The sequence below is a fragment of the Streptomyces sp. NPDC057543 genome, from assembly GCF_042801895.1.
Lineage (GTDB): Bacteria > Actinomycetota > Actinomycetes > Streptomycetales > Streptomycetaceae > Streptomyces.
On sequence record NZ_JBHVFF010000052.1, the window covers coordinates 1 to 14,275 of the forward strand.

Annotated in this window: 12 protein-coding genes and 1 pseudogene; 7 read left to right on the top strand and 6 right to left on the bottom strand. The window is 70.5% G+C overall.

Annotation, left to right across the window (positions count from 1 at the left end; all coding sequences use genetic code 11):
• The first annotated feature begins 139 nt into the window (after nucleotides 1–139).
• Nucleotides 140–1,111 (top strand): hypothetical protein, encoded by a 972-nt coding sequence (locus ACFU8Q_RS11820; RefSeq protein WP_384451379.1) that lies wholly within the window; start codon nucleotides 140–142, stop codon nucleotides 1,109–1,111.
• Nucleotides 1,112–1,114: 3 nt separating this feature from the next.
• Here ACFU8Q_RS11820 and ACFU8Q_RS11825 read toward each other — a convergent pair whose 3' ends face one another.
• Both ACFU8Q_RS11825 and ACFU8Q_RS11830 read right to left on the bottom strand, forming a co-directional pair.
• Nucleotides 1,115–1,699 (bottom strand): sigma-70 family RNA polymerase sigma factor, encoded by a 585-nt coding sequence (locus ACFU8Q_RS11825; protein WP_384451382.1) that lies wholly within the window; start codon nucleotides 1,697–1,699, stop codon nucleotides 1,115–1,117.
• 143 nt (nucleotides 1,700–1,842) lie between these two features.
• Nucleotides 1,843–2,760, bottom strand: coding sequence for a LamG domain-containing protein (locus ACFU8Q_RS11830; RefSeq protein WP_384451385.1), 918 nt, complete (start codon nucleotides 2,758–2,760; stop codon nucleotides 1,843–1,845).
• A 297-nt stretch (nucleotides 2,761–3,057) separates the two neighbouring features.
• Here ACFU8Q_RS11830 and ACFU8Q_RS11835 point away from each other — a divergent pair, with 297 nt between their 5' ends.
• A complete protein-coding gene (locus ACFU8Q_RS11835) occupies nucleotides 3,058–3,297 on the top strand; it encodes a hypothetical protein (RefSeq protein ID WP_384451388.1) in 240 nt (79 codons plus the stop codon).
• Here the strand turns inward: ACFU8Q_RS11835 and ACFU8Q_RS11840 are convergent, their stop codons facing one another.
• The 4 genes and pseudogenes from ACFU8Q_RS11840 to ACFU8Q_RS11855 form a co-directional block, all read right to left on the bottom strand.
• Nucleotides 3,298–3,831 (bottom strand): hypothetical protein, encoded by a 534-nt coding sequence (locus ACFU8Q_RS11840; RefSeq protein ID WP_384451390.1) that lies wholly within the window; start codon nucleotides 3,829–3,831, stop codon nucleotides 3,298–3,300.
• Nucleotides 3,832–4,201: 370 nt separating this feature from the next.
• Nucleotides 4,202–4,692: pseudogene (locus tag ACFU8Q_RS11845) on the bottom strand (transposase); the annotation flags it as partial.
• A gap of 161 nt (nucleotides 4,693–4,853) precedes the next feature.
• Entirely contained in the window at nucleotides 4,854–6,302 is a 1,449-nt protein-coding gene (locus ACFU8Q_RS11850) for a cytochrome D1 domain-containing protein (RefSeq protein ID WP_384451393.1), read from the bottom strand.
• Nucleotides 6,303–6,935: 633 nt separating this feature from the next.
• Complete coding sequence (locus ACFU8Q_RS11855; RefSeq protein ID WP_384451396.1) at nucleotides 6,936–8,102, bottom strand: pyridoxal phosphate-dependent aminotransferase; 1,167 nt, start codon at nucleotides 8,100–8,102, stop codon at nucleotides 6,936–6,938.
• A gap of 1,087 nt (nucleotides 8,103–9,189) precedes the next feature.
• Between ACFU8Q_RS11855 and ACFU8Q_RS11860 the strand changes: the two genes are divergently transcribed.
• The 5 genes from ACFU8Q_RS11860 (at nucleotide 9,190) to pyrE (ending at nucleotide 14,078) form a co-directional block, all read left to right on the top strand.
• On the top strand, nucleotides 9,190–9,711 hold the full coding sequence (locus ACFU8Q_RS11860) for a DUF2617 family protein (RefSeq protein WP_384451399.1): 522 nt from the start codon (nucleotides 9,190–9,192) through the stop codon (nucleotides 9,709–9,711).
• 85 nt (nucleotides 9,712–9,796) lie between these two features.
• Complete coding sequence (locus tag ACFU8Q_RS11865) at nucleotides 9,797–11,398, top strand: polyamine aminopropyltransferase (RefSeq protein ID WP_384451402.1); 1,602 nt, start codon at nucleotides 9,797–9,799, stop codon at nucleotides 11,396–11,398.
• A gap of 154 nt (nucleotides 11,399–11,552) precedes the next feature.
• The gene (locus ACFU8Q_RS11870) at nucleotides 11,553–12,581 is read left to right on the top strand and encodes a hypothetical protein (RefSeq protein WP_384451405.1); all 1,029 of its coding nucleotides are present in this window, start codon (nucleotides 11,553–11,555) and stop codon (nucleotides 12,579–12,581) included.
• Nucleotides 12,582–12,603: 22 nt separating this feature from the next.
• Nucleotides 12,604–13,404, top strand: coding sequence for an aldose 1-epimerase (locus ACFU8Q_RS11875; protein ID WP_384451408.1), 801 nt, complete (start codon nucleotides 12,604–12,606; stop codon nucleotides 13,402–13,404).
• A gap of 134 nt (nucleotides 13,405–13,538) precedes the next feature.
• Nucleotides 13,539–14,078, top strand: a complete 540-nt coding sequence (gene pyrE / locus ACFU8Q_RS11880; RefSeq protein ID WP_266747121.1) for an orotate phosphoribosyltransferase — start codon at nucleotides 13,539–13,541, stop codon at nucleotides 14,076–14,078.
• Nucleotides 14,079–14,275: the final 197 nt, after the last annotated feature.

Genomic DNA, 14,275 nt, shown 5'->3' on the forward strand with positions numbered 1-14,275 from the left:
TGGTTCACCCGTCGCACCGGTGAACCATCCGCGGACGGGCGCCGTACTGGCCATCGGGTGCACGGCGCAGCGACTGTGCCGCCCTCGTTCTCGACCGTCCCGGCTCCGCCGCCGGGGCGTCCCGACAAGGAGTCAGAAGATGATCTGGTACGTCCTGGCCGTGGCGCTGGGGCTGGCACTGATCGGGGCGGTGGCCGCGCTGATCGTCACCGAGCGACGGCCCCGCCCGCCGAAGCCCGAGCGACGGCGCCGCCCGCCGAAGCCCGTCGCCGCCTCGGCGGCCGTCGTGGGCCGGGAGTCGCTGGACGTGGTCAACGCGGGCCTGCGCCGGCTGACGGGCGAATGCCTGCGCTCCGGCCGGTCGCTGCCCGACCTGTACGCCGTCGCCTACTCCGAGGAGCGGCTCGCACTGCTGCTGGCCGGGGCCGAGGAGGCCGCCCCCGCGCCCTGGACCGTCGAGGCGGACGGCGAGCGCTGGACGATCTCGCCCGACGATCTGCACCGCCCCGGCCCGGAGGGCGAACCGGCCCTGCCGTACGCGCTGACGGTGACGGTGGGCCTGGACGGACCCGACCGCGTGCTGGTCGACCTCTCCCGGGCGACGGGGCCCGTCTCGGTGACGGGTCCGGACAAGGAGGTGCGCAGCCTGGTGCGGGCCGTCGTCACCGAGGCGCTCGCCGGCCCGGTGGGGGCGCTCGCCGAGGTCACCCTGGTGGGATCCCTGGCCGACGGTGGGCTCCTTTCCGGCGACGAGCCGCGGACCTCGCGTCTGCACAGCGCGGCCAGCCTGGAGGAGGCGTTCGCCACGGTGGCGGCGTCGGCGGGCACGGGAGCGCCGGAGCCCGGCTCGCCCGACGTCACCCAGATCTTCCGGCTGATCGAGGGCAGCAGCCGGATCGCCGTCCAGGGCGAGGCGCCGCATCTGTTCGTCGTGGACGCCTCGCAGCTCCCGCGACGGGAGGGGGCACTGGCCGGTCTGCGGCGCGGGGACGCGCTGCTGGTGGTCGGCGAGGCTCCCACGGGGTGGCGCTGGCGTGCCGGTGCGGGCGGATCGCTCGACACCGGGCCGCTCGGCCTGGAGATCAACCGGCACGCGGGACGTCTGCCATAAGTGTCATCCGGCCTCGCGGTCCAGGCCGCCCGCGTACAGCCCGCGGCTGTGCAGCGCCTTGCGCAGGGCGCGGGCGGCGTAGTACGTCCGCGACTTGACCGTGCCCGGCGGCACGCCGAGGACCTCGGCCGTCTGGTTGACGCTGCGTCCCAGGTAGTGCACGTGCAGCAGGACCTCGCGCTGTGCCGGCCGCAGGTCCCGCAACGCGTCGATGAGCACCTCGGAGGTGAGCATGTGGTCCACGCCGTCGGAGACCGGCAGGTGGGCGAGTTCGGGTTCACCGGTCTCCGGTGGTCTGGCCTGGCGGGCCCGGTGGCCGTCGATGACGAGATTGCGCAGCACGGTGAACAGCCAGGGCCGCACCGAATCCGCGGTCGGGTCGAGTTCCCCGGCGTGCCGCCAGGCGCGTATCGCGACTTCCTGGAGGACGTCCTCGGCGCGGTGCCAGTCGCCCTCCAGCCGCCGTGCGGCGAACTGCAGCAAGGCGCTGCCGTGGAAGTGGTAGAGCGCTCTGAGGAACTCGTCGGGGGAGGGTTCCGTGGTGCGGGGGCAGGGTGGTCGGTCTTCAGTCGAAGCGCTGGCCGACAAGGGCCTTTTCCTCTCCGGTCGTCTGTGGGGAAGACGGGTTCGGCCGGCTGCGGGACAACCGGCAGGCGCCGCCGCGAGCTGCCGTGCGCCCGTGCGGCGCCCGCCAGCCTGCGGCGGCGGTGAACTTGCCCCGTCAGCGCCGGTCAGCCCGGTTCACGAGAGGAAAGCGAGTCCACCTCACGGGACGTCAACTCCCGGTCATAGACGTGTACGTCGGCGATGTCACCGTTCCAGTAGTCGACGGGCTTCCCGTCGAACTTGGCGCGTCCGATGACCACAGTGCCAGTGGGGTAAACGCTGTTGGAGGCCACCCTGGTCCCCGCGAGTCGGCCGTCCACGTAGGTCCGCATCAGGTGGTCCTTCTGGCTGTACGTGCCGGTCAGGTGGTACCAGCGGCCGGGCTGCGGCTTCTCGGATGTCGCGACGGCACGGGCACCGGAGAAACTGAAGGCGAAGTTCCCGTCCTGGCTGGAGTACTGGAGGAAGAACGTGCTGATCCGGTCGCCGTCCTCGGACAAGGCGGTGTGGAAGCCGGTCATGTCCTTGGGGGCGAGGCGCACCCGTGCGGCGACCGAGTAGTCCTTGCCCGCGGTGTCGAGCAGGGTGCCGGTGTCCGCGTATCCGCTGGTGCCGTCCAGCTGCAGGGCGCCGCCCTCGGGGCCGTCGGTCCACTGCGTGCCGCCCCTGACCACGGCGTCGTGCGCGCCGGCCTTCGCGGTGCCGGACTGGTGCAGGGGCCACCAGCCGAGGCCCTGCAGCGACTCGGCGTCGCCACCCGATTTCGGCGCGGGCGGATTAGGTGCGGGCGGGTTCGGTGCGACCGGGTTCGGTGCGGGCGGGTTCGGCGTGGCCGGCTTTGATGCGGACGGTTTCGGCGTGGCCGGTTTCGACGCGGACGGTTTCGGCGTGGCCGGTATTGACGCGGACGGGCTCGACGCGGCCGGTTTCGCCTCGGTCTGTTCCTTCCCGGGGTCCTGGCCGCGCACCAGTTGGACGACGACGAAGGCCAGCGCGAGGGTCAATGCGGTGATCGTGGTGATAAGCGCCCATCTGCGCGTCATGAATTTCCTCAGGAGGTGCGGCATAAATGTGTCACTGGTGATCATGCATCAGATCCGGAAGTGGTTCGGCGCGCGGTTAAGTTGTGACAGATCTGATGACAGCGGACCTGTTGCCGGTCGAGGTGAGTTTGCCCCGCAGACAGGCGGGCCGACCGTGTGAGCAGTCGGACGCGGATCAAGTCGGTGAGGGCCCGATCACGGCGAGGCGGCGACGCAGGGGCAGTCCGGGGCGGCGCCGAGACACACGTGCAGCGTGATACGGAGCCGCCGGTCGACGTCCGAGCGTTCGGAGCCCGTGTGGTGTTCCTCCGGTGGGGCGAGCGCGAAGGGGGCCGCGATGGTGAGAGCACCGTACGCAAGTCCTGGCCCGGAGGGGCGGCCACGCTGAACGCGACGGCGGGCCGGATCAGTTACGTGCCGATCCCCGCCCTGACCGGCCGTACATGGCCGCTGGCGTGGCATTTCCCGCCGACGGCGTCCGGCAGGTTCGTCCCCGCCCTGTTGCTGCTGAACGCGGTGTCCGCGTTGCTGGGCTGATCAGTCGGCCTTGGTGTACGTGAGCTGTTCGCCGGTTCCCGTGTTCTCGCGGCTCAGGGTGCCGTTCGGGAGCAGGGTGAGCGTGGTGGCCTTGCCCGCGGTGCAGGACGACATGGGTTCGCCGACGGCGACTGTGGAGGGGCCGACCTCGACGGGGCCGCTCGGGGTCGGCTCCGCGGCCAGGGTCGCCTTGAAGACGCAGTGGTAGGAGCCGCCGTTGTCGAGCGGGCCGTCCGCGGTGAGGGTGAGGACGGTCCGGCCGACCGTGCCCTGTTGGATGACGAGTTGCCGGGTGGAGTGGCCCGCGGCGTTGTCGATGGAGCCCGACCAGGTGCCGAGGTAGCCGGCCGGGATGGGGCCGTTGCTGTTCCTCTTGTCGGCACCCGGGCTCGACGCGGTCGGTTTCGCCCCGGCCTGTTCCTTCCCGGCCTGTTCCTTCCCGGGGTCCTGGCCGCGCACCAGTTGGACGACGACGAAGGCCAGCGCGACGGTCAATACGGTGATCGTGGTGATAAGCGCCCATCTGCGCGTCATGAATTTCCTCAGAAGGTGCGGCATAAATGTGTCACCAGTGATCACGCGTCCGATCCGGAAGTGGTTCGGTGCGCCGTTAAGTTGTGACAGGTCTGTGAGACGGCGGACCTGTTCGCCCCTGGATGTGCGCCCGTGCGCCGGGAGATGCGGCGACTCCTTGTCCTGGGCAATGGAACAAGGGGAGTTGCGGCGGCGCGGGCGCATCGTCCGCCAACCGTTCCCGAGTGTTCACGACTCAGTCGCCGGTGTCTGCCGTCTTTCCCCGGCCGTTCACCTGTCTGTGGTGGGGTGCGGGGTGTGTCCCGCGGAATCCGCTCAAACTCCTTACGGCTGCCGGTGAGCGGTACGGCGGGCACGCCGAGGGACTTCGGACCGCGTCCAGGGGCCGGTTCTGCCATTCGGCCATGCCGTTCATGACCTTGGCGGTGATCGTGGAGACCGTCTGGCGGGAGACCTCGGCTCCATGACCTCGGCCAGGTGGGCCTGGACCTCGCCCGTGGTCAGCCCCTTCGCCGACAGCGAGATGACCATCTCGTCCACGCCGGTCAGGCGCTTCTGCCGCTTCTTGACGATCTTCGGCTCGAAGGATCCGTCGCGGTCGCGGGGCACGGATATCTCCACCGGACCGACGTCCGTCAGCACGGTCTTCGCGCGGGTGCCGTTGCGGGAGTTGCCGCCGTTCTTCCCGGCAAGGTCGTGCTTTTCATAGCCGAGGTGATCGGTGATCTCTCCCTCCAGAGCGGACTCCAGCAGCCGCTTCGTCAACTGCTGAAGCAACCCGCCCTCACCGGTCAGCTGCAGTCCCTCGGCCTGGGCGCGGGAAACCAGCTCGTCGATCAGCCGGTCATCCACCGCCTTCAACGCCTAATTCGGGACGAAGGGGTCGTTCGTTCCTACCTGGCACGCCTCAAGCTCACGGGACGATCGCTCGCGCCAAAGGTGGGGGCCGCGCCATGCGGAGATGGCGCGGCCCTTCTTCTTCCGCCCGTGTTCCTGTCGTGTGTGCTTTCCGTGGCGGGTCGTCAGTCGTGGTGTGGCTGTTGCTTGCTGGGCACGTCGTACCTGGTGTCGTGCTTTCCGGGCTGGTGCTTCTTGTCGTGTCTCCTGTTGTGGCGGTGCTGCTTTTCGCAGTGTCTGCTGCGGTTGATGGTGGTGGGGTCGGTGGCGGTGTCGGGGGTGCTGCCGCCTCCGGTGACGGTGACGGTGTTGGTGACCTGCTTCGGTGCTCTGCAGGACGCTTTGACCGTGAGCGTGATGGTCGGGTAGTTGCCGCCGGGGGCGAGGGTGTCGCTGCGGGTACAGGTCAGTGTGGCGCGGGTGCAGGCCCATCCGGTGCCGCGGAGCGAAACGGGGGGCAGCCCCGTGGGCAGGGTGTCGGTCACGGTGACGGTGGTGCCGTCGGTCGAGCCGGTGCCGTTGTTGGTGACCGTGATCGAGTAGGTGTTCTTCTTGCCCCGAGCGAACGCGCCGTGGTGGGTCTTGGTGACGGTCAGGGAGGGGGGCGGGGGTGGCGGCGTGCCGATGGCCACAGCGGATGGGGTAAGGCCGGCGGGGACGGTGGCGGTGACCGTGACGGTGGTGGTGTCGATCACCGACACATCGTTCGACCCGGCATCGGCGACGTAGGCATGGGTACCGTCGGGGGTGATGGCCACACCGAACGGGTTGCTGACGCCGGGGATGGTGGCGGTGACCGTGTTCGTGGACGTGTCGATCAACGACACATCGTTCGAGGCGTTGTTGGTGACGTAGGCGTGGGCGCCGTCGGGGGTGATGGCCACTCCGAACGGGAGGTGGCCGACGGGGATGGTGGCGGTGACCGTGTTCGTGGCCGTGTCGATCACCGACACCGCGGCCGACCCGAAATCGGTGACGTAGGCGCGGGTGCCGTCGGGGGTGATGGCCACACCGCGCAGGCTGGTGCCGACGGGGATGGTGGCGGTGACCGTGTTCGTCGCCGTGTCGATCACCGACACTGTGCCGAAAGCCTGATTGGTGACGTAGGCGTGGGTACTGTCGGGAGTGATGGCCACACCGAGCGGCAAGGCGAAGCCGGTGATGGTGGCGGTGACCGTGTTCGTGGTGGTGTCGATCACCGACACCGTGCTCGAGCCGCTGTTGGTGACGTAGGCGTGGGTGCCGTCGGGGGTGATGGCCACTCCGAACGGGAGGTGGCCGACGGGGATGGTGGCGGTGACCGTGTTCGTGGCCGTGTCGATCACCGACACCGCGGCCGAAAGGAAATTGGCGACGTAGGCGCGGGTGCCGTCGGGGGTGATGGCCACAGCGAGCGGGCGGTTGCCGACGGGGATGGTGGCGGTGACCGTGTTCGTGGCCGTGTCAATCACCGACACCGTGTTCGAATTCTGATTGGTGACGTAGGCGTTCGGCGTGGGGGCGGCCGCCCGCGCCGGGGCGGCAGCCAGGACTGGCAGGGACAGTCCCGCCAGCATGGCCAGCATGGCCAGCATGGCTAGGGCCCCAATGACCGGTCGCAAGATGCCCGGGCGTGGCCCGGGCCTGCTCTTGTCCGGTACCGGGCTGCCCTGCGGCCCGGGCTGCTTTCCCGCATGTGGGATCACAAACGCCTCGCTTCGTCAGGAAGGCTGCCGCGACCGGACATACCGTGGGCGCCGACAGCGCACCGCAGCCACGCAGAACATGTGACCGCACGTCACTCTACGTAGCTTGTTGCTGGCAGGGCGGACAGCACTCCGCAACCAAAGCGCTAAGCCAAGCCGTTGGGCGCACACCGCATAGGACCCGATCGACTGACCATCGGACCGACTCTCACGACCGCCCGCGGCCGGCGCGGCCGGCGGCACACACTGCGGTGTGACCGCGCCCTGCTGTGGAAGATGTCCCGGGCCGATCCCGCGTGACCGCAGGGCCTGGATCAAAGACGAAGTGCGCCTCTGCGCAAGAAGCCAACGGCGCAGCCCCACTCTCGCCACCTCTGGAGAGATCCTGGAGATGATCTTGCCCTTGAGGGCTCGAAGTACCGATGCACGCCAACGCACAGCAACGCCCTGATCTGCACCTTTGGCGTGAGCCGCAGGTCGACGATCTCCCAGGGCTTAATTTCGGATGAAGGGGGCGCGGGTTCAAGACGCCAGGCGCCGCAGCCGGCCGGCTGCCTCCTGGAGGACGTCGTCCCCCTTGCAGAAGGTGAAGCGGACCTGGCTGCGGCCGACGTCGGGGTCGTCGTAGAAAACGGAGTTGGGGATGGCCACGACGCCGCAGCGTTCGGGGAGGGCGCGGCAGAAGGCGTAGGCGTCCTTCTCACCGAAGGGGGAGATGTCGGTGGTGATGAAGTACGTGCCCTGGGGTTCGTAGACCTCGAACCCGGCCGCGCGCAGGCCGTCGCCGAGCAGGTCGCGCTTGCGTCGCAGGTCGGCGCGGAAGTCGTCGAAGTACGAGTCCGGCAGGCGCAGCGCTTCGGCGATCGCGTACTGGAAAGGGCCCGCGCTGACGTACGTCAGGTACTGCTTGGCCGTCCGGACGGCGGCGACGAGCGGGCCGTTCGCCGTGACCCAGCCGACCTTCCATCCGGTGAAGGAGAAGGTCTTGCCGGCGGACGAAATGGAGACGGTGCGCTCACGCATGCCGGGCAGGGCCGCGATGGGGCGGTGCGTGCCCTCATAGACAAGGTGCTCGTACACCTCGTCGGTGACGACGAGCAGGTCGTGTTCGACGGCGAGCGCGGCGATGGCGCTCTGCTCGTCGGCGGTGAGGACCATCCCGGTCGGGTTGTGAGGCGTGTTGAGGAGCAGGAGGCGGGTCTGCGGGGTGATCCTGGACCGCAGCTCGTCCAGGTCCGGGCGGAAGGACGGGGCGCGCAGGGTGAGCGGTACGCGCTTCGCTCCGGCCATGGCGATGCAGGCCGCGTAGGAGTCGTAGAAGGGTTCGAAGGCGATCACCTCGTCGCCCGGTTCGAGGAGGGCGAGCATGGTCGCGGCGATCGCCTCCGTCGCCCCTGCGGTGACCAGGACCTCCGTGTCCGGGTCGAAGCTCAGGTCGTAGAAGCGGCGCTGGTGGTCGGCGATCGCCTGACGCAGCTCAGGGATACCCGGGCCCGGCGGGTACTGGTTGCCGCGGCCGTCGCGCAGCGCTCGTACGGCGGCCTCGCGTACTGACTCCGGGCCGTCCGTGTCCGGGAAGCCCTGACCCAGGTTGATCGCGTCCGTCGCTGTCGCCAGTGCCGACATCTCCGCGAAGATCGTCGTCCCGAGCCCGTCCAGCCTGCGGTTCAGCAGCGGCCTGCCGCTCATGTCTCCACCGTCCTCACTCGGGTATTCGCTGATTCTTCGAGTGCCATCCTGGCCGATGCCCGGTCGGGTGGTCACGCTGCCAGTTTCCAATAGGTGGGCGAAAGTGGATTGACCCAGCCGACCTTCCAGCCGGTGAAGGAGTAGGTCTCGCCGGCCGAGCCGATGGTGACGGTGCGTTCGGCATCCCCGGAACGGCGAGCGGGAGGTGCTCGCCCTCGAGGACCAGGTGTTCGTAGACCTCGTCGGTACGACAGAAGCTCTGGAGTTGCTCAAGTCTGCTTTGGCCGAAGGGGGCCGAGGGCATCCCCCACTCACGCAAGCAGCGGACGGAGCAGACGGAAGCGGGGGACCTCGCTTCGGGGGAACGGAAGGACGTGAGGTCGGTGGGGACTTTTGTCGGAGTGGTGATCGCGGCGGCGGTGATCGGACTGATCATCTCGCTCGTGAAGGGGGCCGGGAGCAGGAAGAAGTCGCGTGGACGGAGCGTGCGCCGGGGTACGAGCGGTGGCAGCGCCGTAGGTGGCAGCGCCGCGGGCGGCGGTGCGGGCGACAGCTGGTGGGCGGGCGGTGACAGCAGCGGCGGTGGCTCCTCCTCATCCTCCTGCGGCGGCGGCAGCAGCCACTCCGGCGGTCACTCGGGCGGTCACTCCGGGGGGCATTCGTGCGGCGGTGGCCACTCCTCGTGCGGTGGCGGTTCGTCGTGCGGCGGTGGGGGCGGATGCGGCGGAGGCAGCTGACACGGGGCAGCTGGTCCGTGACCGGGCGGGGTCCTTCGCCCGGTGCCGGACCCTCGCGGTCCGGTGTCCGGCAGGTGTCCGGCGGGTGAACTCCCGCCGGGCACCTTTTTGTTGGGCGTTCCGCGAGACGCCGGTGAACAGGTGATCCGAGAGGCCCCCGAGGGGATGGAAACCACGGCAAGTTGGGTAAAAACGCTGTGGATGCGGCTTATTCGTGATTCCCTCGGTGGAGAGAACTTCCAGCCCTCGGACCCCAGTTGGACCTGATCGGGCGCTTCCCACCTCCCACGTGCAAGCGCGTCGGAGGCGTCCCCTGTCCATGTGTCCACGCTTGTTTGCGGAGCCGACCCATGCTCACGACCCTCCAGACGGCCTATTCCGACACCCGTGCTGCTGACCTGGCCTGGGCGCTGGGGCGCGAACCGCTCCCCGCCCTGGCCGTGCTCGACCTCGACCTCGCGGGCGCCCGGCTTCAGATGCGTCTGCTCGGCGCCTCCCACCAGGTGCTCCTGGAGGAGGACCGGGGCACCTGTTCCGAAACCGTCGCGTGCATCCCCGGCAGCAGCACACCGCTGCCGCTCGGGGTCGCCAAGCGGCTCGGCGAATGGGAGTACGAGTTCGCGGCGCGCGTCGAGACGCTCTCGGCGGGCTCGTTCGCCGGGCGCGCGCAGGAGCTCCTCGCGCTCGTGACCGACCATCCCCACGGCCTCGCCGGGACGTTCCCCGGCAGCCCGCACGCCTTCACCGCCATGCTCGCCCAGCGGGACGAGGGCCAGGTGCGGTGGCGCACCTGGCATGCGTACCCGCAGGAGGGGCAGTTGGTGGTGACGCGCACCCGAGTGGGGGTGCGGATTCCGTCGGCAGCACGCTGACGCGGATCCAACTCCCTTGTGAATACGTCACTTACATCCTTGTGGGTGACAGGCGGCCACCTTCTTGTGACGTAGCGTTCGCATCATGATCGACCAGCAGGCGTCGCTGCGGAGGGGCGCGGCGTGTCTTCCCGTACGGCCGAGGACCGGTCGGTGTCTCGTGCTGGCCGCTGTCTTCATCTGTGCCGCCTGCGGTCTGGTGTACGAGCTCGAACTGGTTGCGCTCGCTTCCTACTTGATCGGCGATTCGGTCACCCAGGCGTCCGTCGTGCTCTCCGTGATGGTGTTCGCGATGGGTGTCGGCTCGCTCCTCGCGAAACGTTTACGCGGCCGTGCCGCAGTCGGTTTCGGGCTGATCGAGGCGGCGCTCGCACTCGTCGGCGGTTCCTCGGCGGTCGTGCTGTACGCGTCGTTCGCGTGGATCGGGGAGTCGCGGTTCGCCCTGGTCGGGTTCTCGCTCACGATCGGCGTCCTGATCGGTGCGGAGATCCCGCTGCTGATGACGCTGATCCAACGGGTCGACCGGCAGGACGCGGGCGGGACCGTCGCGGATCTGTTCGCCGCCGACTACGTGGGCGCGCTGGTCGGCGGGCTGGCGTTCCCCTTTCTGCTGCTGCCGGTGCTCGGCCAGCTCACCGGGGCGCTGTTCACCGGCACGGTCAACGCGGCGGCGGGCGGCGCGCTGGTGCTGTGGGTGTTCCGGCGGGACCTCACTCCGCGCTCCCGGTGGCTGCTGATCCTCGTCAACGTCACCGTGATCGCGGTGCTCGCCACCGCGACCGCGCTGGTCGACGACTTCGAGCGGGCGGCGCGGCGTGCCGTGTACGGGGACGGGGTGCGGGTCGCGGTGCGGACCGGGGTCCAGGAGGTCGTGCTGACCGGGGCGGGCCGCAGCTCCCTCGATCTGTATCTGGACGGGCGGCTGCGGGTCAGCGCGCGCGACGAGTACCGCTACCACGAGGCGCTGGTGCACCCGGCGATGAACGGGCCGCGCGCCCGCGTCCTGATCCTGGGCGGCGGCGACGGCCTGGCCGCTCGGGAGGTGCTGCGCTACCCGGACGTACGCGGTGTCACCCTCGTCGAGCTCGACTCCGGTCTCACCCGGTTGGCCCGTTCCGACCGCGCGCTCTCGGCGCTGAACGCCCACGCGTTCCGTGATCCGCGGCTGACGGCCGTCGACGCGGACGCCTTCACCTGGCTGCGGGGGGCGCACGGCAAATACGACGTGGTGATCTCCGATCTGCCCGATCCCGGGATCTCCGACAGCACCAAGCTGTACTCGGCGGAGTTCTACGGCCTGATCGCCGAGACCCTCGCCCCGGGCGGGCGGCTGGTGGTGCACGGGGGACCGCCGGTCACCCGGCCGCGTACGTACTGGACGGTGGAGGCGTCGATGAGGGCGGCGGGTCTGCGCACCCGCCCGTACCGGATCAGCGGTCGGCTCTCCGATTTCGCGGCCGGCCCCGACCGGGCCACGCACCGGGCGCGGGCCGAGGACGGCTGGGGCTTCGTCCTCGCCGGCCGGGGCGGGGTGCCCGCGCTCCGGCTCGGCCCGGGGGCGCCGACGCTGCGGTCGCTGACACAGCCCTCGCTGGCGCGCGCGGGGCGGGACGCGGAGAGTGGCCGGCCGCGCGGGGTGCTGCCGCCGTCGACGCTGGTGCATCCCCGGTACTGGGAGGAGCGGTGAACCGGGCGCGGTGTGGGAGGGACGGTTGGCCGGGCGCCGTGCGTGGAGGGACGCGGGGAGGGGCGGCGGGCCGGGCCTCGTACGCCGTGAGCCCGGTGGCCCCGCGATGCGGAATCGCTGACGGGATGGCCGGGGCTGAGTAGGCTCGGTTTCCATGGAGCATGAGGTGTTCGTTCCGGTTCCGGTCCCGGCCCTTCGGCGGACGCTGGGCGATCCCGCCCGCGTCGCGCGCTGCGTACCGGGGCTCCAGCAGGACGCCGACGCGTCCGCGGGCCCGCTGTCCGGCCGGTTCAGGATCCGGGTCGACGGCCACACGATCACGTACCGCGGTGCGCTGCGGTTCACCACGTCCCCGCAGGAGGGTCCGGACGAGGCCGGGATCCTGGTGACGGGCGAGGGCGTCGAGGCCCGGGGGGCCGGCTCGGCGAAGCTGGCCCTGACGATCGGCCTGACGCGGAAGGACGGCGGTACGGCGATCGGGTTCGCGGGTACGGCGAGCGGCGACGGCCGCATCCTGGACCTGGACCCGGCGGCGGCGCTCGCGGCGGCCTGCCGCCTGCTGGACCGCTTCGCGCAGCAGCTGGTGACGGAGACGCTGGCGGAGGGTGGTGCGGACGGCCCCGCGGGCGGTGAAGCGGCCGGCAAGGCGGTGGGCGAGGTTCTCGACGAGGCCGAGCGGTCCGTCGGAGAAGCGGTGGAACAGGCCATCGAGGAGGCGGCCGAGGACGCCGACACGACCAGCGCGGCCCACGCCCGCGGCGCCGCTCAGGATGCGGCCGACGACTCCGGCGCCGCCGCCACCGATGTCACCGGCGCCGCTGACGATGCCGACGACTTGGGCGAGGATGACGCCGCCGCGGACGAGGCGCCCGCCGGCGAGACGCCCCCGGGCACGGGATCCGTTTTCGACGCCCCCGTTCCCCCGCCGTCGCTCGACCCCGAGGCGGAGGTGGAGTTCACCGTCCCCGACGGCCCCCCGACCGAGGCCGCGCACGCCAGGCGGACCATGATCGGCCGCAGCGCCGAGGAGGTCGACCATGCGCCGCCACGCGGCCGGTACGCGCCCGTACCGTCACCCGATTCGACCACCGCGGGCGCCACACTCCGCTGGGTCGCCCCCGCCGCGGCGCTCGCGCTCGCGTCGGCGGTCGTGGTGAGCCGGGCGCTGAGGCGGCGGAGGTAGCCGCGCCAGTAATGTCGGTCGGGTGAGTAGCAGCGAGAAGGACGTCCGGCTGTCCGTCGGCGACGCAGAGTTGACCGTGAGCCCCGACAACGGCTGTCGCATCAGCAGCCTGCGGATCGGTGGCACCGAGCTACTGCGGCAGGGGGAGCGGTACGGCTGCTTCCCGATGGTGCCGTGGTGCGGGCGCACCGAGAACGGGCTCTTCCACAACGGCGGCGTCCAGCACCGGTTGCCGCTGAACTCCCCGCCGCACGCCATCCACGGCACCGGCAGGGACACGGCCTGGAGCACCGCCCGGGTGGGCGAGCGGGAGGCCGCGTTCTATTACGACCTCGCCGACCCCTGGCCGTATCCGGGCCGGGTGACCCAGACGGTCGAGCTGGCCGAGGACTCGCTCACGCTCGCCTTCGGTATCGAGACGTACGGGGATTCGTTCCCGGCGCAGGCCGGCTGGCACCCCTGGTTCCTGCGCGATCTCGGCAGCGGTGGCAGGGACGTACAGCTGGCCTTCGACGCGGCCTGGCAGGAGGAGCGGGGCGAGAACCATCTGCCGACCGGCCGCCGCATTTCGCCCAGGCCCGGCCCGTGGGACGACTGCTTCGGGATGCCGGACGGCGTCGATGTGACGCTCACCTGGCCGGAGCAGCTGGAGCTGACCGTGAAGAGCCGGGCCGAGTGGGTCGTGATCTACGACGAGCAGGCCGAGGCGGTCTGCGTGGAGCCGCAGTCCGGTCCGCCGAACGGCCTGAACACCGCTCCCCAGTACGTCACCCCGATCGAACCGCTGGAGATCGCGACAACCTGGAGCTGGCGCAGGCTCTGATCCGGACGCGGCTCTGATCCGGGTGTGGGTGCGGACTGTGCTCGGTCCGGGTGTGGGCGCGGGCCGGGCGCCGAGGCGGGAGCCGTGAGACCGGTCGGCGCAGGCCGTGAAGCGGGCGCCTTAAGCTCGTAGCCATGACTGACGTACGTGCTGAGCTGCTCCAGCAGATCAAGGACAAGGCCGTGGTACACGGCAAGGTGACCCTCTCCTCGGGTCTGGAGGCCGACTGGTACATCGACCTGCGCCGCATCACGCTGGACGGCAAGGCCGCTCCGATGGTCGGTCAGGTCATGCTCGACGCCACCGCCGAGCTGGACTACGACTGCGTGGGCGGGCTGACGCTGGGCGCCGACCCGGTCGCCACCTCGATGCTGCACGCCTCCGCCGCGCGCGGGCAGGAGCTGGACGCGTTCGTCGTCCGCAAGGCGCAGAAGGCGCACGGGATGCAGCGCCGCATCGAGGGCACGGACGTGAAGGGCCGCCGCTGTCTGGTGGTCGAGGACACCTCGACGACCGGTGGTTCGCCGCTGACGGCCGTCGAGGCGGTGCGCGAGGCCGGTGGCGAGGTCGTCGCCGTCGCCACGATCGTGGAGCGGGGTGCGGCTCCGGCCATTGCCGAGGCCGGTCTCCCGTATGTCCACGCCTACACGGTGGCGGACCTCGATCTCGCCTGACGTACGGGTTGACCTGGGATTTTCTTCAAGGGTGGGCTGTTTCACGTGAAACAGCCCACCCTTGGCGCGTACCCGTGAATCGTCTGCCCGGGCACGGGGGCGGCAGGCCGGGTGGAGCCGGAGCGAGAGTCTGGGAAGATGGGGGCGACGATGACGTCGCCCCCAGGTCAGGGAACCAGCAACGCACACCCGCACAT

What these genes read in the sequence shown, in the direction of transcription:
- ACFU8Q_RS11850 (WP_384451393.1), bottom strand. Translation starts at nt 6,302, where the DNA reads ATGCTGGCCATGCTGGCCATGCTGGCGGGACTGTCCCTGCCAGTCCTG.
- ACFU8Q_RS11870 (WP_384451405.1), top strand. Translation starts at nt 11,553, where the DNA reads ATGGAGCATGAGGTGTTCGTTCCGGTTCCGGTCCCGGCCCTTCGGCGG.
- ACFU8Q_RS11865 (WP_384451402.1), top strand. Translation starts at nt 9,797, where the DNA reads ATGATCGACCAGCAGGCGTCGCTGCGGAGGGGCGCGGCGTGTCTTCCC.
- pyrE (WP_266747121.1), top strand. Translation starts at nt 13,539, where the DNA reads ATGACTGACGTACGTGCTGAGCTGCTCCAGCAGATCAAGGACAAGGCC.
- ACFU8Q_RS11855 (WP_384451396.1), bottom strand. Translation starts at nt 8,102, where the DNA reads ATGAGCGGCAGGCCGCTGCTGAACCGCAGGCTGGACGGGCTCGGGACG.
- ACFU8Q_RS11820 (WP_384451379.1), top strand. Translation starts at nt 140, where the DNA reads ATGATCTGGTACGTCCTGGCCGTGGCGCTGGGGCTGGCACTGATCGGG.
- ACFU8Q_RS11840 (WP_384451390.1), bottom strand. Translation starts at nt 3,831, where the DNA reads ATGACGCGCAGATGGGCGCTTATCACCACGATCACCGTATTGACCGTC.
- ACFU8Q_RS11860 (WP_384451399.1), top strand. Translation starts at nt 9,190, where the DNA reads ATGCTCACGACCCTCCAGACGGCCTATTCCGACACCCGTGCTGCTGAC.
- ACFU8Q_RS11830 (WP_384451385.1), bottom strand. Translation starts at nt 2,760, where the DNA reads ATGACGCGCAGATGGGCGCTTATCACCACGATCACCGCATTGACCCTC.